Source organism: Streptomyces calvus (genome assembly GCF_006782915.1).
GTDB classification, from domain to species: Bacteria; Actinomycetota; Actinomycetes; order Streptomycetales; family Streptomycetaceae; genus Streptomyces; species Streptomyces calvus.
Genome location: NZ_VCNP01000049.1, coordinates 45,601 through 71,636 on the forward strand (window position 1 = coordinate 45,601; position 26,036 = coordinate 71,636).

The 26,036-nt window shown below is 71.6% G+C and carries 23 protein-coding genes and 1 tRNA gene; 12 read left to right on the plus strand and 12 right to left on the minus strand.

The annotated features are described in order from the left end of the window. Positions 1 to 93 precede the first annotated feature (93 nt). Positions 94 to 1,713 carry an MFS transporter gene (locus tag FGW31_RS24105; protein WP_142195589.1) on the plus strand — a complete coding sequence of 540 codons (1,620 nt, stop codon included), beginning with the start codon at positions 94 to 96 and terminating at the stop codon, positions 1,711 to 1,713. A 253-nt stretch (positions 1,714 to 1,966) separates the two neighbouring features. Here FGW31_RS24105 and aceE read toward each other — a convergent pair whose 3' ends face one another. Further along, a complete protein-coding gene (gene aceE, locus FGW31_RS24110; protein ID WP_142195590.1) occupies positions 1,967 to 4,714 on the minus strand; it encodes a pyruvate dehydrogenase (acetyl-transferring), homodimeric type in 2,748 nt (915 codons plus the stop codon). 403 nt (positions 4,715 to 5,117) lie between these two features. Here aceE and FGW31_RS24115 point away from each other — a divergent pair, with 403 nt between their 5' ends. The 6 genes from FGW31_RS24115 (at position 5,118) to FGW31_RS24140 (ending at position 9,586) form a co-directional block, all read left to right on the plus strand. Beyond that, positions 5,118 to 5,555, plus strand: coding sequence for a DUF3052 domain-containing protein (locus tag FGW31_RS24115; RefSeq protein WP_167530103.1), 438 nt, complete (start codon positions 5,118 to 5,120; stop codon positions 5,553 to 5,555). Between the two features lie 117 nt (positions 5,556 to 5,672). Beyond that, positions 5,673 to 6,131: a peroxiredoxin gene (locus tag FGW31_RS24120; protein WP_142195736.1), complete on the plus strand. Its 459-nt coding sequence runs from the start codon at positions 5,673 to 5,675 to the stop codon at positions 6,129 to 6,131. A gap of 113 nt (positions 6,132 to 6,244) precedes the next feature. Beyond that, positions 6,245 to 6,820, plus strand: coding sequence for a calcium homeostasis/redox stress adaptation protein (locus FGW31_RS24125; RefSeq protein ID WP_142195592.1), 576 nt, complete (start codon positions 6,245 to 6,247; stop codon positions 6,818 to 6,820). Positions 6,821 to 6,946: 126 nt separating this feature from the next. Beyond that, the gene (locus tag FGW31_RS24130; RefSeq protein WP_142195593.1) at positions 6,947 to 7,522 is read left to right on the plus strand and encodes a TerD family protein; all 576 of its coding nucleotides are present in this window, start codon (positions 6,947 to 6,949) and stop codon (positions 7,520 to 7,522) included. Positions 7,523 to 7,571: 49 nt separating this feature from the next. After that, positions 7,572 to 8,711, plus strand: a complete 1,140-nt coding sequence (locus tag FGW31_RS24135; protein ID WP_142195594.1) for a DUF475 domain-containing protein — start codon at positions 7,572 to 7,574, stop codon at positions 8,709 to 8,711. Between the two features lie 137 nt (positions 8,712 to 8,848). Then, on the plus strand, positions 8,849 to 9,586 hold the full coding sequence (locus FGW31_RS24140) for a TerD family protein (protein WP_142195595.1): 738 nt from the start codon (positions 8,849 to 8,851) through the stop codon (positions 9,584 to 9,586). 251 nt (positions 9,587 to 9,837) lie between these two features. Here FGW31_RS24140 and FGW31_RS24145 read toward each other — a convergent pair whose 3' ends face one another. Next, positions 9,838 to 10,779 carry a TerD family protein gene (locus FGW31_RS24145; RefSeq protein ID WP_142195596.1) on the minus strand — a complete coding sequence of 314 codons (942 nt, stop codon included), beginning with the start codon at positions 10,777 to 10,779 and terminating at the stop codon, positions 9,838 to 9,840. A 171-nt stretch (positions 10,780 to 10,950) separates the two neighbouring features. Here FGW31_RS24145 and FGW31_RS24150 point away from each other — a divergent pair, with 171 nt between their 5' ends. The 3 genes from FGW31_RS24150 (at position 10,951) to FGW31_RS24160 (ending at position 15,577) form a co-directional block, all read left to right on the plus strand. Then, positions 10,951 to 12,117, plus strand: coding sequence for an HpcH/HpaI aldolase/citrate lyase family protein (locus tag FGW31_RS24150; protein ID WP_142195597.1), 1,167 nt, complete (start codon positions 10,951 to 10,953; stop codon positions 12,115 to 12,117). An 89-nt stretch (positions 12,118 to 12,206) separates the two neighbouring features. Continuing rightward, positions 12,207 to 14,765, plus strand: a complete 2,559-nt coding sequence (locus FGW31_RS24155; RefSeq protein ID WP_233452575.1) for a phosphoribosyltransferase — start codon at positions 12,207 to 12,209, stop codon at positions 14,763 to 14,765. Further along, complete coding sequence (locus FGW31_RS24160; protein WP_142195599.1) at positions 14,765 to 15,577, plus strand: HAD family hydrolase; 813 nt, start codon at positions 14,765 to 14,767, stop codon at positions 15,575 to 15,577. The genes FGW31_RS24155 and FGW31_RS24160 overlap by 1 nt, the downstream gene beginning before the upstream one ends. Before the next feature lie 362 nt (positions 15,578 to 15,939). On the opposite strand, the gene FGW31_RS24165 is transcribed toward FGW31_RS24160, so the two are convergent. The 4 genes from FGW31_RS24165 to FGW31_RS24180 form a co-directional block, all read right to left on the minus strand. Then, a complete protein-coding gene (locus tag FGW31_RS24165) occupies positions 15,940 to 16,710 on the minus strand; it encodes a DedA family protein (protein WP_233452569.1) in 771 nt (256 codons plus the stop codon). Positions 16,711 to 16,800: 90 nt separating this feature from the next. Further along, the gene (locus FGW31_RS24170; protein ID WP_142195600.1) at positions 16,801 to 17,022 is read right to left on the minus strand and encodes an FmdB family zinc ribbon protein; all 222 of its coding nucleotides are present in this window, start codon (positions 17,020 to 17,022) and stop codon (positions 16,801 to 16,803) included. Between the two features lie 32 nt (positions 17,023 to 17,054). Then, on the minus strand, positions 17,055 to 18,485 hold the full coding sequence (locus tag FGW31_RS24175) for a hypothetical protein (RefSeq protein ID WP_182674581.1): 1,431 nt from the start codon (positions 18,483 to 18,485) through the stop codon (positions 17,055 to 17,057). A 74-nt stretch (positions 18,486 to 18,559) separates the two neighbouring features. After that, on the minus strand, positions 18,560 to 19,366 hold the full coding sequence (locus FGW31_RS24180) for a DUF4097 family beta strand repeat-containing protein (RefSeq protein ID WP_142195601.1): 807 nt from the start codon (positions 19,364 to 19,366) through the stop codon (positions 18,560 to 18,562). 196 nt (positions 19,367 to 19,562) lie between these two features. Between FGW31_RS24180 and FGW31_RS24185 the strand changes: the two genes are divergently transcribed. Next, positions 19,563 to 19,637 (plus strand) — tRNA-Val (locus FGW31_RS24185). Between the two features lie 116 nt (positions 19,638 to 19,753). On the opposite strand, the gene FGW31_RS24190 is transcribed toward FGW31_RS24185, so the two are convergent. Both FGW31_RS24190 and FGW31_RS24195 read right to left on the minus strand, forming a co-directional pair. Then, positions 19,754 to 20,107: a hypothetical protein gene (locus tag FGW31_RS24190; RefSeq protein ID WP_142195602.1), complete on the minus strand. Its 354-nt coding sequence runs from the start codon at positions 20,105 to 20,107 to the stop codon at positions 19,754 to 19,756. Between the two features lie 37 nt (positions 20,108 to 20,144). Further along, positions 20,145 to 21,095, minus strand: a complete 951-nt coding sequence (locus tag FGW31_RS24195) for a ketopantoate reductase family protein (protein WP_142195603.1) — start codon at positions 21,093 to 21,095, stop codon at positions 20,145 to 20,147. Between the two features lie 107 nt (positions 21,096 to 21,202). Between FGW31_RS24195 and FGW31_RS24200 the strand changes: the two genes are divergently transcribed. Next, on the plus strand, positions 21,203 to 21,436 hold the full coding sequence (locus tag FGW31_RS24200) for a DUF2277 domain-containing protein (RefSeq protein WP_142195604.1): 234 nt from the start codon (positions 21,203 to 21,205) through the stop codon (positions 21,434 to 21,436). A gap of 175 nt (positions 21,437 to 21,611) precedes the next feature. Here the strand turns inward: FGW31_RS24200 and FGW31_RS24210 are convergent, their stop codons facing one another. The 4 genes from FGW31_RS24210 to FGW31_RS24225 all read right to left on the minus strand — a co-directional run bounded on the left by FGW31_RS24210 (position 21,612) and on the right by FGW31_RS24225 (position 25,646). Then, positions 21,612 to 22,232, minus strand: a complete 621-nt coding sequence (locus FGW31_RS24210) for a DedA family protein (protein WP_142195606.1) — start codon at positions 22,230 to 22,232, stop codon at positions 21,612 to 21,614. Positions 22,233 to 22,571: 339 nt separating this feature from the next. Beyond that, positions 22,572 to 23,024: a DoxX family protein gene (locus tag FGW31_RS24215; protein ID WP_142195607.1), complete on the minus strand. Its 453-nt coding sequence runs from the start codon at positions 23,022 to 23,024 to the stop codon at positions 22,572 to 22,574. Between the two features lie 250 nt (positions 23,025 to 23,274). Continuing rightward, complete coding sequence (locus FGW31_RS24220; RefSeq protein ID WP_142195608.1) at positions 23,275 to 24,921, minus strand: alkaline phosphatase D family protein; 1,647 nt, start codon at positions 24,919 to 24,921, stop codon at positions 23,275 to 23,277. Between the two features lie 80 nt (positions 24,922 to 25,001). Next, complete coding sequence (locus tag FGW31_RS24225; protein WP_142195609.1) at positions 25,002 to 25,646, minus strand: HNH endonuclease family protein; 645 nt, start codon at positions 25,644 to 25,646, stop codon at positions 25,002 to 25,004. Positions 25,647 to 26,036 lie beyond the last annotated feature (390 nt).

A 26,036-nucleotide genomic window follows, 5' to 3' on the forward strand; every position in this document is an offset into this window, starting at 1 on the left:
TTCTCCAGTTCAGGCTATAGGCGGATGTCGTGTCAGTTACCGACTAGTGAATTGGTTTGTCAACTGTCAGTGGCTGTCATTAGCCTCGAACACATGACTAGTCAGACCACCATCGACAAGGCGGGGCCGGGGGACGGGACACCGGCCGCCCCGTCGGACGCGACGCCGGGCAAGGGGCTGCGCGGGCACCCCTGGTTCACCCTCTTCACCGTCGCCGTAGGGGTCATGATGGTGGCCCTCGACGGCACCATCGTGGCCATCGCGAACCCCGCCATCGCCAGCGACCTGGGCGCCACGTTCGCCGAGGTGCAGTGGATCACCAACGCGTACTTCCTCGCCCTCGCGGTCTCCCTGATCACCGCGGGCAAGCTCGGTGACCGCTTCGGACACCGCCAGACCTTCCTCATCGGCGTCGTCGGCTTCGCCGCCGCCTCGGGCGCCATCGGCCTGTCCGACAGCATCGCGCTGGTCATCGTCTTCCGTGTGCTGCAGGGCCTGTTCGGCGCACTGCTGATGCCGGCCGCGCTCGGCCTGCTGCGGGCGACCTTCCCGGCCGAGAAGCTCAACATGGCGATCGGCATCTGGGGCATGGTCATCGGTGCCTCCACCGCGGGCGGCCCGATCCTCGGCGGTGTCCTCGTCGAGCACGTCAACTGGCAGTCGGTGTTCTTCATCAACGTGCCGGTCGGTGTCCTCGCCGTCGCCCTCGGTGTGTGGATCCTGCTCGACCACCGCGCGGAGAACGCCCCGCGCTCCTTCGACATCCTCGGCATAGCCCTGCTGTCGGCCGCGATGTTCTGCCTCGTCTGGGCCCTGATCAAGGCGCCCGAATGGGGCTGGGGCGACCTCACCACGTGGACGTTCATCGCCGTCTCGGCCGTCGGGTTCGCGCTCTTCGCCTTCTGGGAGACCAAGGTCGGTGAGCCCTTGATCCCGCTGGGGCTGTTCCGTTCCGTCCCGCTGTCCGCGGGTGTCGTGCTGATGGTCCTGATGGCCATCGCCTTCATGGGCGGCCTGTTCTTCGTCACCTTCTACCTGCAGAACGTGCACGGCATGAGCCCGGTCGACGCCGGTCTGCACCTGCTGCCGCTCACCGGCATGATGATCGTCGGCTCGCCGCTGGCCGGCGCGGTGATCACCAAGGTCGGCCCGCGCATCCCGCTGGCCGGCGGCATGGCCTTCACCGCGCTCGCCATGTACGGCATGTCGACGCTGGAGAAGACCACCGGCAGCGGCGTGATGTCCCTGTGGTTCGCGCTGCTCGGCCTCGGCCTCGCCCCGGTGATGGTCGGCGCCACCGAGGTCATCGTCGGCAACGCGCCGATGGAGCTCTCCGGTGTCGCGGGCGGTCTCCAGCAGGCCGCCATGCAGATCGGCGGCAGCCTCGGCACGGCCGTGCTCGGCGCCGTGATGGCCTCCAAGGTCGACAGCGACCTCGAGGGCAACTGGGCGAAGGCGGGTCTTCCGCCGCTCACCCCGGAGCAGGCCGGCCAGGCCTCCGAGGCCGTCCAGGTCGGTGTGGCGCCCGTGGCCGAGGGCACTCCGGCACAGATCGCCGCGAAGATCACCGACGTCGCCCACGACACCTTCATCTCCGGCATGAGCCTGGCGTCCCTCACGGCCGCCGGTGTCGCCGCGGTGGCGGTGCTGGTCGCGTTCCTCACCAAGCGCGGTGAGAACGCGGAGGCCGGCGCGGGCGTCGGCCACATCTGACGGACCCGGTGGCCGAGTTCCCTCATCAGGGTGAACCGGCGCGGTGATCCCTCCCCTCCGGAAGGCACCGCAGGTCACAGTGGGTCACGTCCTCCGCAGGACACGGGGGACGCGGAGGACGCGGGCTGCGGCGCGCTGCCGGAGGGGGGCAGCGCGCCGGCAGCAGGCGGACGTTCCGACACGGACGGGCCCCCGGCGAGTGCGCCGGGGGCCCGTCCGCGTCAGGGCCGCCACTGCGACCTTCGGGACAGCCCTACGCGTCCCCGCCCGCCACGCCCGGGTCGGCCGCGGCGACGTCGAGGAGCCGGTAGCGGTCGACGGCCTGCTTCAGCACCGACCGGTCGACCTTGCCCTCCCGGGCCAGCTCGGTGAGGACCGCGACCACCACCGACTGCGCGTCGATGTGGAAGAACCGCCGCGCCGCCCCGCGCGTGTCCGCGAACCCGAAACCGTCCGCGCCCAGCGACTGGTACGTCCCCGGCACCCAGCGCGCGATCTGGTCCGGAACCGACCGCATCCAGTCGGACACCGCCACCACCGGCCCCTGCGCCCCCGCCAGCTTGCGCGTCACGTACGGCACGCGCTGCTCCTCCTCGGGACGCAGCAGGTTGTGCTCCTCGCAGGCCACCGCGTCGCGCCGCAGCTCGTTCCAGGAGGTCGCCGACCAGACGTCCGCCTTGACGTTCCACTCCTCGGCGAGGATCTGCTGCGCCTCGATCGCCCACGGCAGCGCGACACCGGAGGCCAGGATCTGCGCCGGCAGTGCGCCCGCCGGGCCCTCGCTGAAGCGGTACAGGCCCTTGAGGATGCCCTCGACGTCGACGTTCTCCGGCTCGGCCGGGTGCTGGATCGGCTCGTTGTAGACGGTCAGGTAGTAGAAGACGTCCTCGCCGTGCGGGTGCTTCTCGTCGGAGCCGTACATCCGGCGCAGACCGTCCTTGACGATGTGCGCGATCTCGAAGCCGAAGGCCGGGTCGTAGGCGACGCAGGCCGGGTTCGTGGACGCCAGCAGCTGCGAGTGCCCGTCCGCGTGCTGGAGCCCCTCGCCGGTCAGCGTCGTACGTCCCGCGGTCGCGCCCAGGACGAAACCGCGCGCCAGCTGGTCGGCCATCTGCCAGAACTGGTCGCCGGTGCGCTGGAAACCGAACATCGAATAGAAGACGTACACCGGGATCAGCGGCTCGCCGTGCGTGGCGTACGCCGATCCGGCGGCGATCAGCGAGGCCGTGCAGCCGGCCTCGGAGATGCCGTCGTGCAGCATCTGACCGTTCGGCGCCTCCTTGTAGGCGAGCAGCAGATCCCGGTCCACCGCCTCGTACTGCTGGCCGAGCGGGTTGTAGATCTTCGCGCTCGGGAAGAACGAGTCCATGCCGAACGTGCGGTACTCGTCCGGTGCGATCAGCACGAACCGCTTGCCGATCTCCTTGTCCCGCATGAGGTCCTTGAGGAGCCGGACGAAGGCCATGGTGGTCGCGATGGACTGCTGACCCGACCCCTTCTTCACGGTCGCGTACGCCGTGTCGTCCGGCAGGGCGAGCGGCTTCGACCGCACCACCCGCGTCGGCACGTAGCCGCCGAGCGACCTGCGGCGGTCGTGCATGTACTGCATCTCCTCGGTGTCCGGGCCCGGGTGGTAGTACGGCGGCACACCGGACTCGAGGTCCTTGTCGGGGATCGGCAGGTGCAGCCGGTCCCGGAAGCGCTTGAGGTCGTCGACCGTCAGCTTCTTCATCTGGTGCGTGGCGTTGCGGCCCTCGAAGTTCGGGCCCAGCGTCCAGCCCTTGACCGTCTTGGCGAGGATCACCGTCGGCTGGCCCTTGTGCTCGACCGCCGCCTTGTACGCCGCGTAGATCTTGCGGTGGTCGTGGCCGCCGCGGCCCAGGTGCAGGATCTGGTCGTCGGTCATGCCCTCGACCATCGCGCGCAGCCGGTGGTCGTCGCCGAAGAAGTGCTGCCTGATGTACGCGCCGGACTCGGTGGCGTACGTCTGGAACTGGCCGTCCGGCGTGGTGTTCATCCGGTCGACCAGGATCCCGTCCCGGTCCTGCGCGAGCAGCGGGTCCCAGCTGCGGTCCCAGATCAGCTTGATCACGTTCCAGCCGGCGCCCCGGAAGACCGACTCCAGCTCCTGGATGATCTTGCCGTTGCCGCGGACCGGCCCGTCGAGCCGCTGGAGGTTGCAGTTGACGACGAAGGTCAGGTTGTCCAGGCCCTCCCGCGCGGCGATTGTCAGCTGGCCCAGCGACTCCGGCTCGTCCATCTCGCCGTCGCCGAGGAACGCCCACACGTGCGACTTCGACGTGTCCGCGATCCCGCGCGCGTGCATGTAGCGGTTCATCCGCGCCTGGTAGATCGCACCGATCGGGCCGAGCCCCATCGACACCGTCGGGAACTCCCAGAAGTCCGGCATCGACCGCGGGTGCGGATACGACGACAGCGCGTACGGCGCCTTCGACTTCTCCTGGCGGAAGCCGTCCAGGTGCCGCTCGCTGAGCCGGTCCAGCAGGTACGCGCGGGCGTAGATGCCGGGCGAGGCGTGCCCCTGGAAGAAGACCTGGTCGCCGCCGTCGCCCTCGTCCTTGCCGCGGAAGAAGTGGTTGAAGCCCACGTCGTACAGCGACGCGGAGGAGGCGAAGGTGGCGATGTGGCCGCCGACGCCGATGCCCGGCCGCTGCGCGCGCGAGACCATCACCGCGGCGTTCCAGCGGGTCGCGTTGAGGATCCTGCGTTCGATCTCCTCGTTGCCCGGGAAGAACGGCTCGGCCCGGGTCGGGATGGTGTTGACGTAGTCCGTGCTGCGCATCTCGGGCACGGCCACACGCTTCTCGCGGGCACGTTCGATCAGTCGCAGCATCAGGTAGCGGGCCCGCTCCCGGCCGCGCTCGTCCACCGCGGCGTCGAGGGAGTCGAGCCACTCCTGCGTTTCCTCGGGATCGAAGTCAGGAACCTGACTCGGAAGGCCGCCAATGATGATCGGGTTGCGATCTGATGCGGAAGCCACGCTGTTCCTTACCTGTCAGAGGGCCGTGAGGGGGCCGCTGTTTCGCTGATACGGCCGGATTTGCGCCGCTCCCCATGGTCCACCCCGGGGCCGCGGACGTCATCTCTACCGGGAGGTAATCCGCAGGCGGGACCGGTACGGTGACGCATGGGGCGAATACCATCGAGTCTCGTACCCACAGACGGTTCCCAAACGCCCAAACGGGGCACAAAGGTGTGGTGCACGTCACTGCGGGCCATCATGGTGTGCCTGGAGTCGCGGTGACCCGGCGGGGATCGTCACCGGTTCGGCGGTCTGGACGGCCGGGTACTTGCGCGATCCGTCCCGCCCGTGTGGACTACGGCCAATGCTTCGCGCACGCGCGTGGCTGAGTTATTCCCAAGACATGATCAGGAGGCAACCCGTGAGCGCGACCGCGGACCACGCGGAGGAGCGGACGAACCCTGCCGCCAGGCTGGGGTTCCAGCCCGGGCAGGTGGTCCAGGAGATCGGCTACGACGACGACGTCGACCAGGAGCTCCGCGAGGCCATTGAGGGCGTCATCGAGAGCGATCTTGTCGATGAGGACTACGACGACGTGGCCGACGCCGTTGTGTTGTGGTTCCGCGACGACGACGGCGACCTGACGGATGCGCTGGTGGATGCCACCACGTACATCGAAGAGGGCGGCGCGATCCTGCTGCTGACGCCGAAGACCGGCCGTTCGGGATACGTCGAGCCGAGCGACATCTCGGAAGCGGCCACCACGGCCGGCCTGACGGCGTCCAAGAGCGTCAGTGTGGGCAAGGACTGGAGCGGCAGCCGCCTGGCGACGCCGAAGGCCGCCAAGTCGAAGCGGTAGGCAGTACGTCGTCGGGACGGGCCGGCCGCATCGCGCGTCGGCCCGTCCGCCGGCCTGTCGTACCCCCTGCGTAGGGTGTTTCCGAGCGAACCACCCTCCGAAGGGATGAACACGACGATGGCGATCCAGGTCGGCGACAAGGCCCCCGACTTCGAGCTCAAGGACAACCACGGCGCCACCGTGAAGCTGTCCGACTTCCGCGGACAGAAGAACGTGGTGCTGCTCTTCTACCCGTTCGCCTTCACCGGCGTGTGCACCGGCGAGCTGTGCGAGCTGCGCGACAACCTGCCGCGGTTCTCCGACCGTGACACCCAGGTGCTCGCCGTCTCCAACGACTCCATCCACACCCTGCGCGTCTTCGGTGAGCAGGAGGGCCTCGAGTACCCGCTGCTCAGCGACTTCTGGCCGCACGGCAACGTCTCGCGTGCCTACGGCGTCTTCGACGAGGACAAGGGATGCGCGGTGCGCGGGACCTTCGTCATCGACAAGGAGGGCGTCGTGCGCTGGACCGTCGTCAACGGCCTGCCGGACGCCCGTGACCTGAACGAGTACGTCAAGGCGCTCGACACCCTGTGATTGTTCGGTTCCAGGGCCTGCGGGCGCCGGGAACCCGTCACTAGGATCGACTCGTTGATCCGACATCCAACGCACTACGGGGCTTCCCGCCCCTGGACACCAATGGAGGACTCGTGGGAGTCAGCCTCAGCAAGGGCGGCAACGTATCGCTGACCAAGGAGGCGCCCGGCCTGACCGCGGTCATCGTCGGACTGGGGTGGGACGTCCGCACCACGACCGGCACCGACTTCGACCTGGACGCCAGCGCCCTGCTGCTGAACAGCTCGGGCAAGGTCTCCAGCGACCAGCACTTCATCTTCTTCAACAACCTGAAGAGCCCCGACGGCTCGGTCGAGCACACCGGTGACAACCTCACCGGTGAGGGCGAGGGCGACGACGAGCAGATCAAGGTCAACCTGGCCGGCGTCCCGGCGGACATCGAGAAGATCGTCTTCCCGGTCTCCATCTACGACGCCGAGACCCGCCAGCAGTCCTTCGGCCAGGTGCGCAACGCGTTCATCCGCGTCGTCAACCAGGCCGGCGGCGCCGAGATCGCCCGCTACGACCTGTCGGAGGACGCCTCCACCGAGACCGCCATGGTCTTCGGCGAGCTGTACCGGCACGGCGCGGAGTGGAAGTTCCGCGCCATCGGCCAGGGCTACGCCTCCGGCCTGCGCGGCATCGCGCAGGACTTCGGCGTGAACGTCTGAGACGGCCACGCCCGGGCGGCCACGCCCGAGCACGGCCGCACGGCCGCACCGCCCGGCGCCGCACGTTTACGTGCGGCGCCGGACGCGCAGTACGAGCAGAGAAACATCACCTGGGGAGGGACCAGAATGGGCGTCACGCTCGCCAAGGGGGGCAATGTCTCCCTGTCCAAGGCCGCACCGAACCTCACGCAGGTGATGGTCGGGCTCGGCTGGGACGCGCGCTCCACCACCGGAGCCCCCTTCGACCTCGACGCCAGTGCGCTGATGTGCACCGGCGGCCGGGTCATGGGGGACGAGTACTTCGTCTTCTACAACCAGCTCACGAGCCCGGACGGCTCGGTGGAGCACACCGGCGACAACCTCACCGGCGAGGGCGACGGCGACGACGAGTCCCTGCTGGTCGACCTGTCCAGGGTGCCGGCCCAGTGCGACAAGATCGTCTTTCCGGTCTCCATCCACATGGCCGACGAGCGGGGTCAGACCTTCGGACAGGTCAGCAACGCCTTCATCCGCGTGGTGAACCAGGCCGACGGCCAGGAGCTGGCCCGCTACGACCTGAGCGAGGACGCCTCCACCGAGACGGCGATGATCTTCGGCGAGCTGTACCGCTATCAGGCAGAGTGGAAGTTCCGTGCAGTGGGACAGGGGTACGCGTCGGGGCTGCGGGGCATCGCTCTAGACTTCGGAGTCAACGTTTCGTAAAGCCGATCACGGCAGCGGGGGAGACCCGTTAACACACCTGGGGTAGCCAGTGGTTCTGAAAACCTTCGGCTGGTCGTTCGCGGTCACCGCGCTCGGCCTGGTCGCAGCGGTTCTCTTCGGGGGGTGGACCGCCTTCGGCATCGTGGCGATCCTCTCCATCCTCGAGATCTCGCTGTCCTTCGACAACGCGGTGGTCAACGCCGGAATCCTGAAGAAGATGAATGCCTTCTGGCAGAAGATCTTCCTCACCATCGGCATCCTGATCGCCGTCTTCGGTATGCGACTGGTCTTCCCCGTCGTGATCGTCGCCGTCAGTGCTCAGCTCGGTCCGATCGAGGCGGTCGACCTCGCGCTCAGTGACAAGGACCGTTACCAGGAGCTCGTCACCGACGCCCACCCGGCGATCGCCGCGTTCGGTGGCATGTTCCTGCTGATGATCTTCCTGGACTTCATCTTCGAGGACCGGGACATCAAGTGGCTCGGCTGGCTGGAGCGCCCGCTGGCCAAGCTCGGCAAGGTCGACATGCTGTCGGTCTGCATCGCGCTGATCTTCTTGATGATCGCCGCCATGGCGTTCGCGACCCACGCCCACCAGCACGGCGGGGCGCACGTCGACAAGTCGTCCACGGTCCTGTTGTCCGGTGTCGCCGGTCTGATCACCTACATGATCGTGGGCGGTCTGTCCGGCTACTTCGAGGACAAGCTCGAAGAGGAGGAGGAACGCGAACACGACGAGGAGGAGAAGGCCGCACGCGAGGGCAAGCCCCGCTCGGCGGTCGCCCTGGCCGGCAAGGCCGCGTTCTTCATGTTCCTCTACCTCGAGGTCCTGGACGCGTCCTTCTCCTTCGACGGCGTGATCGGCGCCTTCGCCATCACCAACGACATCGTCCTGATGGCCCTGGGCCTGGGCATCGGCGCCATGTACGTCCGGTCGCTCACCGTCTACCTGGTCCGCCAGGGCACCCTGGACGAGTACGTCTACCTGGAGCACGGTGCGCACTACGCCATCGGCGCGCTGGCGATGATTTTGCTCGTCACCATCCGGTACGAGATCCACGAGCTCATCACCGGCTCCATCGGCGTCATCCTGATCGGCGCCTCCTTCTGGTCCTCCGTCCGCCGCAACAAGAGGCTGGCGGCGGCCGAGGGAAACGCCGACGACAAGACTGAGGTCTCCTCCGGGGTGTGACAGCCCTCGGCGTGAGGAACGCTCTCGACGGGGCGGCCACCGAGGACCACTCCTCGGCAGCCGCCCCGTCGGCCGTCCGGGACCACACGGTCCCCGGCCGGCCCGGGCGGGGTTCGGCAACTGGACTTGGGGCGGGAATGGGTTTCCTGGACGGACTGCGGGGCGGCCGCGAGAGCGCCTTCGACTCGGGCAACGCGGCCACCAACGCCATCGAACTGACCAAACGGCACGGTCAGATATCCCTGACCAAACAGAGCGCGGCCACCGGCCACCTGCGGATCAACCTGAGCTGGCGGATGCGCACCTCCGACTTCGGCGGCACCCAGCGGGAGAGCCTGCTGCGCCACCCGCTCAAGGCGCTCAAGCCGCCGGAGGTCGTCGGGCACAGCCAGAGCATGGTCAACGTCGACCTCGACCTGGGCTGTCTGTACGAGCTGCAGGACGGCACCAAGGGCGTGGTGCAGCCCCTCGGCGGCTTCCTCGGCGACGTCAACGAACCGCCGTACGTCAAGCTGAGCGGCGACGACCGGTTCGGCTCGGGCTCCGGCGAGACGATGTACGTCAACCTGGACCACCGGGAGAACATCAAACGCCTGCTGGTCTTCGCCTACATCTACGACCAGACGCCCGCCTTCGACCGCACGCACGCCATGGTCACGCTCTACCCCAGCAACGGCCCGCGGATCGAGATCGGCCTCGACGAGCGCCATCCGCAGGCCCGCTCCTGCGCGGTAGTGATGATCGAGAACGTCAAGAACGAGATCATCGTGCGGCGCGAGGTGAAGTTCGTCTACGGCTTCCAGGCGGAGCTGGACCGGCTGTACGGGTGGGGCCTGCAGTGGGGCCGCGGTTTCAAGACGAAGGCCGATCGCTGAGGAGCACCCGGCCTCCGCTCCCTTCCGGGACGGAGGCCGAGCCCGCGCAGCGGTGTCTGCCCGGCTAGCGCCTGTCGTTTGGATCATGTCGGTTTTCGCGGGGCGTGGCACGCACATCTGCTGCGTTGTCGTCGGTTGTCGACGCTCCGCGTCGCCGCCCTCCTCCGCCTTGCAGCTGCACGCACCACGCCCCGCTCGGGTGGGCTGAGAAGCGCTGCGTCTCCCAGCCGACCTGATCCAAACGACAGACCCTAGCGCCCGATGAACTGCGGCCCCTGCGGCGGAAGCCGGAAGTCCGGGTCGGGGGCGGCGGTGGGCGGCGGCGGGAAGCCGTAGCCGGACGGCGCGGCCGTGGCGGCCGGGGCGGCGGGCGCCGGCGGATAGCCGTAGGCGGGCTGCGCGGCCGGGTGCGGATAGCCGTAGGCCGGCTGGACGGCCGGGGGCTGCTGCGGCGGGTAGCCGTACGCGGGCTGTGCGGGCACGCCCGGCGGCTGCTCGGGCGGAAGCGGCCGGGACACCTCGGGTGACGGCGGGACGACCGGGGGGTGCGCCTGGGTCAGGGCCTCGGAGGAGGACGGCTCGGGGGCCCGGGTCTGCGTGGTGGCGGGCGGCTGCTGGGTGGTGGTGTCGCCGGAGTCCTGCGCGGCCTCCGACTCGTCCACCGAGATGCCGAAGTCGGTCGCCAGGCCCTTCAGCCCGTTCGAGTAGCCCTCACCGAGCGCGCGGAACTTCCAGCCCTCCCCGCGCCGGTACAGCTCGCCGCAGATCAGCGCGGTCTCCTGGCCCGTCTCCGGCTTGACGTCGAAGTACGCCAGCGCGTCCCCGTCGGCGGCCTGGGCGTCGTACAGCAGGATGCGCAGCGACCGTACGCTGTCGAACGTGACGCCGTCCGCCGACGCGACGATCAGAATCCGGCCGACGCCGGACTCGACACCGGCCAGATCTGTCTGGATCGTGTCCGTCAGGCCCTCGGCGACGCGTTTCTTGCCGAGCCGCCACACCTTCCCGGAAGGGTGCCGGGGCTGGTTGTAGAAGACGAAGTCCTCGTCGGAGCGCACACGATCGTCGGGGCCGAGGAGCAGCGCGGAGGCGTCGACGTCCGGCACCCCCTGCCCGGGCGACCAGCGCAGCACGGCACGTACCGTGGTGGCCTCGAGTGGGACGTTCGACCCCTTCAGCATCGCGTGCGTCATGCGGTCATCCTGCCTTCTCCGTCCTGGTCACGACAACGTGGGGGTGTGGAGCCGACACAGTGGGGTTACCGGAAGTTCATGGCCGGAGGGAACCTCCGACATGGATCTCTACGTACTATTACCGGCCACCTTTTCCCAACACGGATCACCCAGAGGCCACGGGGGAGTTCAATGCGTCATTTCGGGCACATCGGCCCTGCGGTGCGGAAACGTCTCTTCTATCGGGAGCCGAGCGAGTTCACGGCCGACTCACCGGCCCGGCTGCTCTCCGCGGCCCTGGGCGCCACCCTGTACAGCCCCGCGACCCGGCCCCGGCTCGCCGACGACGTCGTCAAGCAGGGCGGGCGCGGTGTGGTGTCCATGGTGCTGTGCCTGGAGGACTCCATCGGCGACGCCGACGTGACCGCGGGCGAGGAGAACCTCGTACGCCAGTTCGCGGACCTGGCCGGGCGGCCCGGGGTGGATCTGCCGCTGCTGTTCATCCGCGTCCGCACCCCCGAGCAGATCCCGGACCTCGTGCGGCGCCTCGGCCCCGCCGTCCGGCTGCTGGCCGGATTCGTACTGCCGAAGTTCACCGCGGAACGCGGTCTGCCGTTCCTGGAGGCGCTCGCCGGCGCCGAGGCCGACAGCGGCCGCCGGCTGTTCGCCATGCCCGTACTGGAGTCGCCCGAGCTGCTCTACCGCGAGACGCGCGTGGAGACCCTGGAGGGCATCTTCCGCGTCATCGACAAGTACCGCGACCGCGTCCTCGCGCTGCGCCTCGGCGTCACCGACTTCTGCTCCTCCTACGGGCTGCGCCGGGGCCCCGACATGACGGCGTACGACATCCAGATCGTCGCCTCCGTGATCGCCGACGTGGTGAACATGCTGGGCCGCGCCGACGGCACCGGCTTCACCGTGACCGGGCCGGTCTGGGAGTACTTCCGGGTCCAGGAGCGCATGTTCAAGCCGATGCTGCGGCAGAGCCCTTTCCTGGAGGTGCAGGCCGTGGCGCTGCGCGAGACGCTGATCGAACACGCCATGGACGGCCTGCTGCGCGAGATCTCCCTCGACCGGGCCAACGGCCTGCAGGGCAAGACCTGCATCCACCCCTCCCACGTGCTGCCGGTGCACGCCCTGTCCGTCGTCAGCCACGAGGAGTTCAGCGACGCCCAGGACATCCTCCGGCCGGAACGCGGCGGCGGGGGTGTACTGAGGTCGGCCTACACGAACAAGATGAACGAGGTGAAACCCCACCGCGCCTGGGCCGAGCGGACCATGCTGCGCGCCGAGGCGTTCGGCGTGGCCAACGAGGACATCGGCTTCGTGGAACTGCTCGCGGCCGGCCTGGCGGAGTGAACCGCGCCCGAGTGAACCGCACCGGCGCACCTGACGGAACCGACCGAACCGACCGCTGGGAATCCATGGAGAAGGCTGTGAACGAGGGGATGCACCGCACGGTGCGTCACGCGACGGGAACCGGCGCGGACGTCTGGTCCGGCAGCTGGGTCACCGAACGGCTCGGGGTCGAGCTGGCCGGGGACGACCGGCTGCCGGGGCTGCTGGGGCTGGCGCTGCGCCGCAACCCCAAGCGGGCCCACCTGCTGGTGTCCAACGTCCTCGGCAAGCACGTGCCGCAGGCGCCGTCCGTCGTCCACGGCCACGGTGTCGCGCTCGGCCGCCGGGTGCGCGAGCTGCTCGGCGACGAGGCGCACGACGCGGTCGTCCTCGGCTACGCGGAGACCGCGACCGGCCTCGGCCACTCCGTCGCCGACGGCCTGGCCACCGCCCCCTACCTGCACTCCACCCGCCGACCGGTCGCCGGGACCGCCACGGCCGGCGGCTTCGAGGAGTCCCACTCCCATGCCACCTCCCACCTGCTGCTCCCGGAGGACCCGCGGCTGCTGGCCGGCGCCGGGCCGTTGGTCCTGGTCGACGACGAGTTCTCCACCGGCAACACGGTGCTGAACACCGTCCGCGCCCTGCACGGCCGCTATCCGCGCCGCCGCTACGTCGTCGTCGCCCTGGTCGACATGCGCTCACCCGCCGACGCCGGCCGCCTGGACGCCTTCGCCCGCGAGATCGGCGCCCGGGTCGACCTGGTGACCGCCGCCTCGGGCACCGTGCGGCTGCCGGACGGCGTCCTGGAGAAGGGCCAGGAGCTGGTGGCCCGGTACGAGTCCGAGGGTGCCGCGACGGGCAGCGGACCGTCCGCCGCCGCCCCGGGCCCGGCCCAGGACGGCCCCCACCCGCACGACCCGCCCGCCCACCGCGTCCGCCGCGTCGACCTGGGCTGGCCCTCCGGCCTCCCCGACGGCGGCCGACACGGGTTCACCCCGGCCCACCGCGCCCGCCTGGAACGCGCCCTGCCCGCCATGGCCGGCCGGATCGCCGACGCGCTGCCCGAAGGCGCCCGCCGCGTCCTCGTCCTCGGCTTCGAGGAACTGATGTACGCGCCGCTGCGCCTCGCCTGCGCGCTGGAGCAGCGCCTGTCCGCGGGGGACGGCGCCGAGGTGCGTTTCTCCACCACCACCCGCTCGCCCGTCCTCGCCGTCGACGACCCCGGCTACGCGATACGCACCCGCCTGGTCTTCCCCGCCCACGACGACCCCGCCGACGGCCCCGGCGAGCGCTACGCCTACAACGTCGCAGGCAACGGCTTCGACGCCGTCGTCGCCGTCGTCGACTCGGCCGCCGACACCCCCGCACTGCACGCCCCCGACGGCCTGCTCGCCCGGCTCGCCGAGCACACCCCGCAGGTCCTCCTCGCGGTCGTACCGACGTACGTGCCCGCCGCCCGGGACACACCCCGGGACGCCCGACCGGACGCCCCCGAAAGGCCCGCCACCATGCTGCCCGAGCCCCTCAGAGGCCCCGCCTTCTCCTCGTACGCGCCCGAGGAGGTCGGCTGGCTGCTCCAGGACCTCTCGGACGTGACGCTGGAGGCGCCGACCGAGGAACGCGAGGAGGCCATCCAGAGCGGCGGCGCCCACTACGCGGAGTCGCTGCCCGTCGAGTACCAGCCGAGCGAGCAGTACCAGCAGCTGTTCCACACGGCCCTGGACGAGTCCGCGGCCCGCCTCGCCCACGCGGTCGGCGTGGTCACCGAGACCGTCCTCGCCGAACGGTCACCGCGCCCGGTGCTGGTCTCCCTCGCCCGCGCCGGCACCCCCGTCGGCATCCTGATGCGCCGCTGGGCCCAGCACCGCCACCACCTCGACCTCCCGCACTACGCCGTCTCCATCGTCCGCGGCCGCGGCATCGACGCCAACGCGCTGCGCTGGCTGGCCGCCCACCACGACCCGCGGGACGTCGTGTTCGTCGACGGCTGGACCGGCAAGGGCGCCATCACCCGCGAACTCGCCCAGGCCGTGGAGGAGTTCGAGAAGACCGAAGGGGTCACCGGTTTCGACCCGGAGATCGCCGTCCTGGCCGACCCCGGCTCCTGCGTCCGCACCTACGGCACCCGCGAGGACTACCTGATCCCGTCCGCCTGCCTCAACTCCACCGTCTCCGGCCTGATCTCACGCACCGTGCTCCGCGCCGACCTGGTCGGCCCGCACGACTTCCACGGCGCGAAGTTCTACCGCGAACTCGCGGGCGCGGACCTGTCGGTGGCCTTCCTCGACGCCGTCTCCGCCCGCTTCCCCGAGGTCACGGACGCGGCCTGCGCCCAGGCCAAGGAACTCCTCGCCACCGACCGGACCCCCACCTGGGAGGGCTGGGCCGCGGTCGAGCGCATCAGCGAGGAGTACGGCATCCACGACGTGAACCTCGTCAAGCCCGGCGTCGGCGAGACCACCCGGGTGCTGCTGCGCCGCGTCCCCTGGAAGGTGCTCGCCCGCGCCGGAGCCGGCCGCGACCTCGACCACGTACGCCTGCTCGCCGAGCAGCGGGGCGTCCCCGTCGAGGAGGTCGCCGACCTCCCCTACACCTGCGTCGGACTGATCCACCCCCGCTACACGCGGGGCGCGACCGGCGCCGACGGCAAGGCGGTGACCCGCTGATGCCCGTCATCGTCGCCAGCGACCTCGACCGCACGCTCATCTACTCCGCCGCGGCCCTCGCGCTGACCATGCCGGACGCCCGCGCGCCCCGGCTGCTGTGCGTGGAGGTCCACGAGAGCAGGCCCCTGTCCTACATGACGGAGACGGCGGCGCAGCTCCTCACCGACCTCGGCGACGCCGCGCTGTTCGTACCGACGACGACCCGCACGCGCAAGCAGTACCAGCGCATCAACCTCCCCGGCCCGCCGCCCACCTACGCGATCTGCGCCAACGGCGGCCACCTCCTCGTCGACGGCGTGTCCGACCCGGACTGGCACGCGCGGGTCCTCGCCCGGCTGGCCGACGAGTGCGCCCCGCTGGCCGAGGTGCAGGAGCACCTGCTGCGCACCGCCGACCCGGTGTGGGTGCGCAAGCACCGCGTCGCCGAGGACCTGTTCGCGTACCTCGTCGTCGAGCGGGAACTGCTCAGCGAGGAGTGGGTGAAGGAACTCGCCGTCTGGGCGGAGAACCGCGGCTGGACGGTGTCCCTCCAGGGCCGCAAGATCTACGCCGTGCCCAAGCCGCTCACCAAGAGCGCGGCCATGCACGAGGTGGCCCGCCGCACCGGCGCCGACCTCACCCTCGCCGCCGGCGACTCCCTCCTCGACGCCGACCTGCTCCTCGCCGCGGACCAGGGCTGGCGGCCCGGCCACGGCGAACTGGCCGACGCCGACTGGACGGGGCCCGCGATCAGGGCACTGCCCGAACGCGGCGTCCTGGCCGGCGAGCGGATCCTGCGCGAGTTCCTGCGGACGGTGCGCTCGGCCGGGTGAGACACACCGGGCACCCGCCCGCCCCGACCGGCCTCCGGGCGGTTCAGGCGGTTCGGGCGGGTGCGCCGGGCCGCGGTGCGTGTCCGGGCCGGTGCTTGGTGGTGGTGCCGTGTCCGGGCTGGTGTTTGACCGGCGTACCGGATCGGGGCCGGTGCTTGGTGGTGGTGCCGTCCCGGGGGCCGGCGCTCGACCGTCGTACGCACCTGGACGGGTGCCTGGCTGCCCGGCTGTGGTGCCGTCCCGGGGGCTGGTGCTCCACCGGGGTTCCGTGGCCGGTGTGGGAGATCAGCGGTGGTGCCGTCGCCGGGTGGCCGGGGCGTGCGGGCCGGCGGGCTGCTACCGGTCGGGGAGTCGGCGGGCTGCTACCGGTCGGGGGAGTCGGCGGGCCGGCGGTGCGCGCGGCGCAGGGCGACCGTGTCGTCCACGGTGCCGGTGGGCGGCCCGGGCGTCCGGTCCGCGGCCGTTGCCCCCGTGCGACGGCGGCGGCCGCCGCCGGACCGCAACAGCCGCAGGACCACGAACGCCAGCACGGCCAGCGCGGCCAGACCGAGGACCACCTTGGAGTAGGCCGAGACGATGCCCGTCACCTGCTCCCAGTTGTCCCCCAGCGCATAGCCCGCGAGCACGAACGCGGTGTTCCAGATCGCGCTGCCCAGCGTCGTCAGCCCGAGGAACAGCGGCAGCCGTATCCGTTCCACTCCGGCGGGCACCGAGATGAGACTGCGGAAGATAGGGATCATCCGGCCGAAGAACACGGCCTTCGGCCCGTGCCGCAGGAACCAGGCCTCCGTCTTCTCGATGTCCGCGACCTTCACCAGCGGCAGCCGTCCCGCGATCGCCACCGTCCGGTCCCGGCCGAGCAGCGCGCCCACCCCGTACAGCGCGAGCGCGCCGACCACCGAGCCCGCCGTGGTCCACAGCAGCACGGCGAGCAGACCCATCCGTCCGCTGCTCGCGGCGAACCCCGCCATCGGCAGGATCACCTCGCTGGGCAGCGGCGGGAACAGGTTCTCCAGCGCGATGGCAAGGCCCGCCCCGGGAGCACCCATGGCGTCCATGAGGTCGTGGACCCACTGCGGTCCGGCGCTCCCGTCCGCGGCCGCCGTGATCGTCTGCGCTGCGATGGCTGTCATGCCGGTCACGCTAGAGAACCGGACCTGAAGAAACCCTGAGGAAATCCGAGCGGCCACGCCCGGTCCGGCCGGGACCGGGCGAGGGGCCGGTCAGCCGCAGCAGCCCCCGCCGCAGCAGCCGCCGCCACCGCCGCCCGCGCGGGGTGCCGGGGCCGGTGCGGAGCCGGTGCCGGCCACCGCGACCGTGGACAGGAGCTTCACCGTGTCGTCGTGGCCCGCCGGGCAGGCGGCGGGAGCGGAGGACTCCGCCATCGGGCGGCTGAGTTCGAAGGTGTCGCCGCAGGTACGGCAGCGGTACTCGTAGCGAGGCATGGGCACAGGGTAACCGGCGGGGCGGGCGCGGGTCAGTGGGCTCCCGAGCCACGTTCCTCACGGATCCGAGCCACCACGCGGCCCACCGCGGCCCGTACCTCCTCGGTCTCCGTGAGGAAGTGCCAGTAGTCGGGGTGGCGGCCCTCCAGGCCGGTGACGGCCCGCTCCAGACGGGCCACGGCGTCGTCCAGGGGGCGGGCGTGGCGCGGGTCGGGGGTGTTGCGGCCGGCCATGGCGAGGCGCTGGGCGTCGCGGATGGCGAAGCGGGTGCGTTCGATCTCCTGCTCGGGGTCCTTCTGCACGGCGTTCAGCCTGTGCAGCCGGTCACCGGCGGCGGAGACGGCCTCGTCGGTCGTGTTCAGCAGGGCGCGCGCGGTGGACAGCAGGGCGGTCGCGTCGGCCCAGCGCTGCTCGTCGCGTGCGGCGCGGGCCTCGGCGAGCCTGGCTTCCGCCCGGGTCACGTTCTCGGAGGCGACGGCGGGGACGCGTTGCAGGTCCTGCCAGCAGGCGGCGGTGAAGCGGCGGCGCAGTTCGCTCAGTACGGGTTCGACCTGTTCGGAGCGAGTGGTGAGGGCCTGGGCGCGGGTGCGCAGGGAGACCAGGCGGCGGTCGATCTCGGCGGCGCGTTCCGGCAGGCGTTCGGCTTCGACCCGTACGGCCTCGGCCTCGCGGGTGACGCGTTCGGCCCGCTCCAGGGTCTGGGGCACGCCGTGCTGCCCCGCGCCCTGGTTCAGCTTGGTGAGTTCCGGGGAGAGCGCGGCGAGCCGGGCGGCGAGGTCGTCGGCCCGCAGTCCCGATCCGCGTGCGGTGTCGAGGGCGTTCGAGGCGGCGAGGAGCGTCTGCCGGGCGCGTTCGACGGCGGGCGCGAGCCGGGCGAGCCGGGTCTCGGCCTTGTCGAGGAGGGGGCCGAGCCCGTCGGCGAAACGGTCCAGTTCCTGCTTGACCCGGCCGAGTTCGTCCTGGGCGGCGGTCAGTTCGGCGCGGGCGCGGGAGGCGGTGGAGGCTTCCAGGTCGTCGCGGTCGAGGTCGTGGGCGTCGACGGCGCCGATGTATCGGTGGCTGGCCTCGTCGATGCGCCGGCCGAGCGCCTCGAAGTCGGCGACGGCGCGGCGGGCGGCGGGGGAGTCGTCGACGGCGCTGATCGTCTCGATGGAGATCCGCAGGTCGCGCTGGGCGGTGTCGAGTTCGTAGAACGCGGCGGCCGCGGCGTCCTTGGCGGCCTGGGCCTCGGCCCGCTGGTTCTCGGCCCGTCCGCCGAACCAGCGCCGGGTGCCGCCGCCGGCGAACGCGGCGGGCAGCACCAGTGCCGCGGCCAGCGGCAGCCCCGCCAGAACGAGCAGGTCACGCAGTGGGCCCGGGGCCCGGCGTGGGCGGCGCCCCGGCGGGACGGGAGCGGGGGCACGGCGCGTGCGCGGCACGCGCGGCTCCGACGGCGAGTACGGCTGCGCTGGTGTCGCCGTCACATCCCTCTCCCGTACTGTCGTTCGCCCGGCCCGGTGCCATTCTCCCACCGGTGAAGGACGAAGACACGGGTCGGTCAGTTCGCCGTGCGCACGGTGAGTTTGCCGTCGCCGGTGCGGACGCTCACCACGTGGGGGCTGGAGTCGTCGCGGGGCACGGACACGTCCTCGGCGCCGTCACCGGTCTCGGTGTGCACGCGGTAGGAGGCGCGGGGCAGGTCGACGGTCACGGAACCGTCGCCGCTGCGGGACTCCACCAGGTCGGGCACGGCGCTCAGTTCCAGGCGGACGGTGCCGTCGCCGCTGTGGGTGCGCACCGTGCGGGAGGACACCTCGGCGCGCACGGAGCCGTCGCCGGTGCGCAGCTCCAGGGGGCCGGAGGTGTCCGTGACGTGGACGGAGCCGTCCGTCGTGCGGATGTCCAGCGCGTCGCGGAAGCCCCGCGCCCGTACGCTGCCGTCCTTCCCCTCGACCTCGACGGTGACCCCGCGGGGCACCTGGATGCGGTGCTTGCCGGCGCAGTCGGCGACGACGCCGGAGCACTTCTCCCGCAGCACCAGCCGGTCGCCGTCCATGGACCAGGTGACCTCGGGGTCCTTGCCGAGGGCGACCGTGCCCTGGAACCACCGGGTGACCTCGATCCTGCCCTCGGGGTTGCCGTCCGCGGCGACGATCTCCAGGGCGGTGTCGTCGGAGTCGACGGTGAGGGTGCGGCCGGGCAGGTCGAAGGTGCGGTGGTCGGGTTCGTCGTCGTCGGAGGCCGACGCCCCGCAGGCGCTCAGGCCCGCGACGAGCACGACGGAGGCCGCGGTGAGGACGAGGGCGTGCGCCCGCAGCGGACGTGGGGCGCCGATGATGCGGTCGGTACGGGTCGTGCGGGTCATGACGGTCTCCCCCAGGAACGGACGGTGGCGCTCCGCGGCGGTGTCCGAGCGCTCTCCGACCGTACGGACGGGGGACTCGGCGGGGGATCCGGGCGGCTGGCGGATACGGGGTGGGGATAACCCCCGGTCGGGTTTGCCGGACCGCGGCCCGGGCCATGTAGGCTGTCGACTCGACCTGGGCGCACGCCCGGGCCGCGGGTGCGTAGCTCAGGGGTAGAGCGCCTGCCTTACAAGCAGGATGTCGGCGGTTCGAAACCGTCCGCGCCCACCACGAACCAGGGCCTCCGGAGACTCTCCGGAGGCCCTTTTCGCTGCCCCGACGCTCCCCGCGTCTCCCGGCACTCCGGGAGGGCGCTCGCCGCCCCGTCCGGACGGTTTGCCGCTGCCCTACGAGGGCTGTTGTTCGTTCTCGGGGGTGTTCTCGTGGACGTGCTTGAGCTGGGAGCGGGCGTGTATGCGGTCGGCGCCGGTGAGTTCGGCCCAGTAGCGGTGGGTGCTCACGAACACCGCCAGTTCGTGCTCCCGTCGCCTGAGTTTCTCGACCTCGGCCTGTTCGTCGGCGGTCCAGCCGGGCGAGGCGGGACGTTCCACCTTGCGCCAGCCGTTGTCGTCGCTGAAGCCGTCGAGGGGTTCGACCGACCAGGGGAGACGCCTCAGCAGGGCCGACAGCTCGGCCCGGACCTGATGCAGTTCCTCCTGACCGGCGAGGAGGTCACTCGGAAAGTCATAGGTCGCAGCCACGACCCAATGATACGCCTGTTCGATTTTGGGTGGCGAGTCACTCCGGGGTCCTACCGCCGGGTTCACCCGTTCGAGCGGGCGCGGCCCGGTGTCCGGTCAGGTCGGTCAACTCCCGCACCACCCGCGCGGTCACGGGAGCCGCCACGCCGTGACGCTCTGCCGCACGCAACAACGCGCCGCCGATGGCGTCGAGTTCCAGCGGGCGGCCGGCTTCGGCGTCGCGCTGCATCGAGGACTTCATCCCGGCCGGGAACGCGTCGTAGCGGGCGAGCGCCCGGTCGGGGTCGCCCGGGCCTCCGCAGGCGCGGCTGATCGCGGCCGTCTCCGTCACCAGGGCCGTCAGCTCCTCGCGGCGGTGGGTGCGCACGTCCCCCAGCGGGACGCCGTACCGCGTGGTCAGCAGCGCCAACGGGGCCAGGAACGACATTTTGGCCCACAGCACCGCCGTCTCGTCGTCGAGGACCGCGACCGTCGGGCCGGCCGCGCCGAGGGCGGCGGCCAGGACGTCCAGGCGCTCGCGCGGCACGGCGTCACCGGTGAGGTCGATCTCCGCGAACGGACTGTCGTGCTCGACGACCCCCGGGGCCACGCGGGTCGACTCGACGCGGATCACGGCCGGGGCGACCCGGTCGGGCCGGTGACGGGCCCGCAGTGCGGCCGGGTGTTCGACGCCGTTGAGGAAGGGGACGACGAGGCCGTCGCCGAGCACCTGCGCCGGGAGGCGGTCCAAGGAGGTGTCGAGCGCGGTGTGCTTCACGGTGACCAGGCAGGCGTCGACCGGCTCCCGCAGGACGGTGTCGGTCTCGACGGGGGCTGTGAAGTCACCGAACCGTCCGCTGCGGACCCGGATCCCGTTGTCGCGCAGCGCCCGTGCCGTCTCGTCGCCGGCCAGGCAGATCACCCGGTGCCCGGCGCGGGACAGCAGCGCGGCGAGCAGTCCGCCCACGCCGCCGGGGCCGAGGACCGCCACGGTGAGATCGTTCGCCATCGAGGAACTCCTCTCGTCGGTCGGCCCCTGGACGGTGGCCGCCTGCCGGGATCATCGCAGGTGCCCATTCCGTGGTCGGGACGGGCCCTGCGCGGCAGACTGGGGGCATGTGCCGGAGTATCAAGACGCTGCGTCCGCCCGTGCTGCCCGAGGAGGCCACGGAAGAGGAGATCCGGGCCGCCGCCCTTCAGTACGTGAGGAAGGTGTCCGGCTTCCGCGCGCCCGCCGCCCACAACCGCGAGGTCTTCGACCGGGCCGTGGACGCGATCGCCGAGGCCACCGCCGACCTCCTGGACGGCCTGGAGATCCGGGGTGCCGCACCCCACCGGGCCGCGGGGTAGACCTCACCGTTGCCGGGCCCGCGCCCGGGCGTTGCCCGGCCGGGAGCCGGGAGCCGGGAGCCGGGAGCCGGGAGCCGGGAGCCGGGAGCCGGGAGCCGGGCCTTGGTGTTCCCGCGCCGGGCATCGAGTCAGGGGTGAGCCGGGAGCGGTGCGCCCGTGGAACCGGAAGCCGGTCTCAGGAGGTCCGTGAGACCGGGGCGACCCGTGGTGCTCGCGGGCTGCGCCGCATCAGGTAGGCCGCGCCCGCCCCCGCCGCGAACAGCGCGCCCACCGACACCGCCGTCGCCAGCCAGGTCGCGCCCAGCCAGTGGGCGCCGAAGTAGCCGAGGGCCACGCTGTACGCGGCCCAGGACAGGCCCGCCAGGGCGGACCAGGGGAGGAAGTCGCGGGCGCGGTGGTGCGCGGCGCCGGCGCCGAGGGAGACCACCGAGCGGCCGGCCGGCGCGAAACGGGCGAGGACGACCAGCGCGCCGCCGCCCCGCGCCAGGGCCGAGCCGAGTCGTTCCTGCGCGGCCCGCAGCCGCCGGGAACGGGCGAGGGCGCGGTCCAGGCGGGCGCCGCCGCGCCAGGCGAGGCGGTAGGCCACCAGGTCGCCGAGGACGGAGGCGGTGGCGGCACACAGCGTGAGCACCAGGATGTCGGGCACGTCGGCCGCCGTACCCGCGGCCGCGGCCGTGGCCGCCGTGATCACCAGGACTCCGCTGGGCAGGACCGGCAGGAACACGTCGAGCAGGACCGAGAGGGCCACCACCGCATAGATCCATGGGCTGCCGACCAGCGACCCGACACTCTCCACCCGAACTCCCCGTAGCTCCCCCGTGGGCCAGACCGTGCCGCGATGTCGCGGGGGGAGCGGCAGGAGTGGCCGTTGACAGCCACACAGCGTACGCGGGATGTGTGACGGAAGGGTCACGAGGGGTTCGTGTGTTCGCCGTCGTACGTTCGCCCACGTGCCTTAACGGCCAACGGACGCCGGCTGCGTCAACGGCCCGCGGACGCCGGCCCCGTGAACGGCGGAAGGGTGCCCTCCCCGAACGGGAAGGACACCCTCCGCAGCCGGCGGGCCGGTGCCCTCACCGGCCACCGGCGGGCCGGCGGCCCGGTGAGGGCCGTGGGCCGGTCGGCCGGTGGCCGGTCAGGCGGCCACGGGTGTCGTGTCCGCCGTGCGCGCCCTGTCCGCCGACGAGCCCTTGCTGAACAGGCGGTCCAGGCCGAATGCTCCGGAGCCGGTGAAGACCAGCAGGAACATGGCCCAGCAGTACATGGCCGCGCCCTCGCCGTTGTTCTGGATCGGCCACAGCGCCTCGGGCTGGTGGACCTTGAAGTACGCGTAGGCCATGGCGCCGGACGAGATGAACGCGGCGCCGCGGGTGCCGAGTCCGAGCAGGACCAGGCCGCCGCCGACGAGCTCGATCACCGCCGCGTACCAGTTGGGCCAGGCGCCGGTCTCGGCGGTGCCGCCGTTGCCGTCCACGCCGCCGAGCACGCCGAACAGGGCAACGGCGCCGTGGCAGGCGAAGAGCAGGCCGACGACTATGCGGAACAGGCCCAGAACGTATGGCTGGGCGCTGTTGAGGCGTCCGGTCATGTGGGGGGTCTCCTTCGGTCAGGCCGGCCCCCGGGTGGGGCCGGTCCGGGGACGGAACCGAGTCGAAGACCCACGCTAGGAGCGGCCCACACTTACTTGCAAGTTCAACATTTGGCCACGGGTTAACGGTGCTTCGACCGCTCCGGAACCCGCTGTCGCATGTCAATACGGCCCTCACCCGGCCCTCATGCTCAACGGCGTGACCGAATCCGCACCACGATCCACAGCGAACTGACAGGTTCCTGCAGCCTCACTGACTCAGCCGCGTCTCCGACACCGTCCTCAGCCGCGCCCCGGCCGCCCCGGGGTGTGCGCACTCCAGTCGCAGCACCGCCGAACGTCCCTGCGTCGTCAGCGTCATGAGCTGGTTGCCGAACCAGGGCCCGCCCGTGCGCCGCCAGTGGACGGCCGGCCGCCCCAGACCTCCGTGCCGCGCGAACACGCGGCCGAACGCCCGGGCGCCGGCGCTCCAGCCGAAGCGGAAGCCGAGCCGCAGCGACAGGGGAATGGAATTGTGGACGGGGGAGCAGGTCAGCTGGACGACGCGGGCGTCCGGACCGGCGCGGCCGGGCCAGCTCGGCTCGGCGACGTAGGCGTGGTGGACGTCCCCGGAGAGCACGCACACCGTCGCGGGTGCCCCGGGCCCCGTACCGGTCTCGGCGATCAGCTCCGCCAGCTCGTCGAACGACTCCGGGAAGGCCGGCCAGTGCTCCAGGTCCGCCGCGCGCCGCAGCCGTTCCCCGAACCGCGCCCAGCGGTCCCCCTTGTCGCCCCGGCACACCACGGAGCTCCACGCCTCGACGTCGTGCACCAGATGGGGCAGCAGCCAGGGCAGGGACGTACCGATGAGCAGGTGGTCGTACGAGCCGTGCCCGTCGAGGACCTGTTCGCGCAGCCAGCTCGCCTCGCCCGGGTCGAGCATGGAGCGCCGGCCCTCCTGAAGGACCCGGGCGGCGCGGCTGTCCACCATCACCAGCCGGACCCGGCCGAAGTCGCGCCGGTAGCTCCAGCGCGCGGACGTCGGGTCCGCGTCGGCCGCGGCGGCGAAGGCGCGCAGCGCGTCGGTGCCGTCGGGGGTTTCCCGGACGGCCGCGTACAGCGGGTCGGCGGCCACCTCGGCGGGGGAGAGGTTGCCCAGGTGCTGGTACACCCAGTACGACATCAGGCCGCTGAGGATGCGCTCCCGCCACCACGGCAGGGCGCGCATGTCGGCGACCCAGGAGGCGGAGGTGTTCCAGTCGTCGGCCACGTCGTGGTCGTCGAAGACCATGCACGTCGGCACCGTGGACATCAGCCAGCGCACCTGCGGGTCGAGCCAGGACTCGTCGTAGAGGTGGGTGTACTCCTCGTAGTCCGCCACCTGGCTGCCCGGCGGGTCGTTCAGATCGCGGCGGGCGGCGAGCCAGGCGCGGGTGGCGTCGGACGTCTCGTCGGCGTACACCTGGTCGCCCAGGAGCAGCAGCACGTCGGGCCGTTCGCCCGCCGGGGAGGCGGCGATGCGCCGGGCCAGGGCGTCCAGGGCGTCCGGCCCGACGGGGTCGGTCTCCCCGGTGGGCGGGGCGGCCCAGCGGCAGGAGCCGAAGGCGACGCGCAGGCGGTCGTCGGGGCCCGGGGTGGCGATGACGGACGGCGGCAGCGAGGCGAACGGTTCCTCGGCCACCGGCCACACCCGGGTGCGGTCCACGAACACCTCGTAGGGCGTGGAGGTGCCCGGGGTCAGGCCGGTGACCGGGACGAGCGCGTAGTGGTGGCCGGCGATCTGGAACGTGCCGGCCCGCCCGGCGGTCCCGTCGGCGCAGCGCACCTCGACCGTGCCCGGCCGGCTGGTCTCGACCCAGAGCGTGGCGGACGAGTCGTCGATGTACCTCAGCAGCGGTCCGAGCCGCAGTCCGGCCATGGTGACCCCCTTCCTCCGTCGCCCCGTACCGTACGGAACGACGGAGGACACCGGGGAGATCCCGGCGCGGCGCAAGCGGCTCAGCAGCCGGCGAGGTAGCCCTGGAGCGCCGACTTCTCGGCCGAGTCGACCGACAGGCCGTAGTAGTACTTCACCTGGACCCAGGCGCGGACGTAGACGCAGTGGTACGACGTGCGCGACGGCATCCAGGTGGCCGGGTCCTGGTCGCCCTTGGCCTGGTTGACGTTGTCCGTGACGGCCAGCAGCTGCGGGCGGGTCAGGTCGTTGGCGAAGGACTGGCGGCGCGAGGTGGTCCAGGCGTCGGCGCCGGAGTCCCAGGCCTCGGCGAGCGGCACCAGGTGGTCGATGTCGACGTCGGAGGCGGCCGACCAGGTCGCGCCGTCGTACGGGGAGTACCAGCTGCCGCTGGTGGCGGCGCAGGAGGAGTCCGTCCGCACGTTGGATCCGTCGCGCTTGAGGACGGTCTCGCGGGTGTTGCAGGCGCCGCTGATGGTGATCCAGTGCGGGAACAGGTCGCGGCTGTAGCCGGTGCGGTCCTCGGTGCGCACGGGCAGCGTGGCGAGGTAGCCGCGGGCGGTGTCGGCGCTGACCGGGGTCGGGAGGGCGGCGGACGCGGTCGGGCCGTTGAACAGGCCGACGGAGGCGACGAGTCCGGTGAGCGCCGCGACTATGCTGATGCGTCGACGCGCGTAGAACTTCGGCATGCGAACTCCCTTGTGGGGTGGGCGTGTTGGAGCGTGGGCAGGGGAATGCTCACCACTCCGGGTTGCGGGGAGGGGTGTGTCCGGTAAGAAGTTAGTGACGCGTCCATGTCACGTCCATGGTTCCGGTGTGAAACTTCCGCGGACACGGGTCGGCGCGCGCCTCGCGTACCATGGACGGCGCAGAAGGGGAGTAGCTCTTCGCCGGACCGTCGACACACTGCTCAGCACGCCTGAGCCGGCGCCCGGAGGCGGACCTCGCGCGACGGGGTCGGCCAGCGAGACCTTCGGCAAGCAGTGCACGCCCGTGCCGTACGGCACGGGTGCCGTGTGTGCTGCCGTGCCGAGGTGTCCCGCGGAAACGCACAGCACTCTCGGTGGGGCGGCCCCGAC

Coding starts and splice junctions, on each gene's coding strand:
- FGW31_RS24130 (WP_142195593.1), top strand. CDS start 6,947: ATGGGCGTCACGCTCGCCAAGGGGGGCAATGTCTCCCTGTCCAAGGCC.
- FGW31_RS24150 (WP_142195597.1), top strand. CDS start 10,951: ATGCGTCATTTCGGGCACATCGGCCCTGCGGTGCGGAAACGTCTCTTC.
- FGW31_RS24155 (WP_233452575.1), top strand. CDS start 12,207: ATGCACCGCACGGTGCGTCACGCGACGGGAACCGGCGCGGACGTCTGG.
- FGW31_RS24180 (WP_142195601.1), bottom strand. CDS start 19,366: ATGACCCGCACGACCCGTACCGACCGCATCATCGGCGCCCCACGTCCG.
- FGW31_RS24145 (WP_142195596.1), bottom strand. CDS start 10,779: ATGACGCACGCGATGCTGAAGGGGTCGAACGTCCCACTCGAGGCCACC.
- FGW31_RS24195 (WP_142195603.1), bottom strand. CDS start 21,095: ATGGCGAACGATCTCACCGTGGCGGTCCTCGGCCCCGGCGGCGTGGGC.
- FGW31_RS24225 (WP_142195609.1), bottom strand. CDS start 25,646: ATGCCGAAGTTCTACGCGCGTCGACGCATCAGCATAGTCGCGGCGCTC.
- FGW31_RS24140 (WP_142195595.1), top strand. CDS start 8,849: ATGGGTTTCCTGGACGGACTGCGGGGCGGCCGCGAGAGCGCCTTCGAC.
- FGW31_RS24120 (WP_142195736.1), top strand. CDS start 5,673: ATGGCGATCCAGGTCGGCGACAAGGCCCCCGACTTCGAGCTCAAGGAC.
- FGW31_RS24170 (WP_142195600.1), bottom strand. CDS start 17,022: ATGCCTCGCTACGAGTACCGCTGCCGTACCTGCGGCGACACCTTCGAA.
- FGW31_RS24215 (WP_142195607.1), bottom strand. CDS start 23,024: ATGACCGGACGCCTCAACAGCGCCCAGCCATACGTTCTGGGCCTGTTC.
- FGW31_RS24105 (WP_142195589.1), top strand. CDS start 94: ATGACTAGTCAGACCACCATCGACAAGGCGGGGCCGGGGGACGGGACA.
- FGW31_RS24160 (WP_142195599.1), top strand. CDS start 14,765: ATGCCCGTCATCGTCGCCAGCGACCTCGACCGCACGCTCATCTACTCC.
- FGW31_RS24200 (WP_142195604.1), top strand. CDS start 21,203: ATGTGCCGGAGTATCAAGACGCTGCGTCCGCCCGTGCTGCCCGAGGAG.
- FGW31_RS24165 (WP_233452569.1), bottom strand. CDS start 16,710: ATGACAGCCATCGCAGCGCAGACGATCACGGCGGCCGCGGACGGGAGC.
- FGW31_RS24220 (WP_142195608.1), bottom strand. CDS start 24,921: ATGGCCGGACTGCGGCTCGGACCGCTGCTGAGGTACATCGACGACTCG.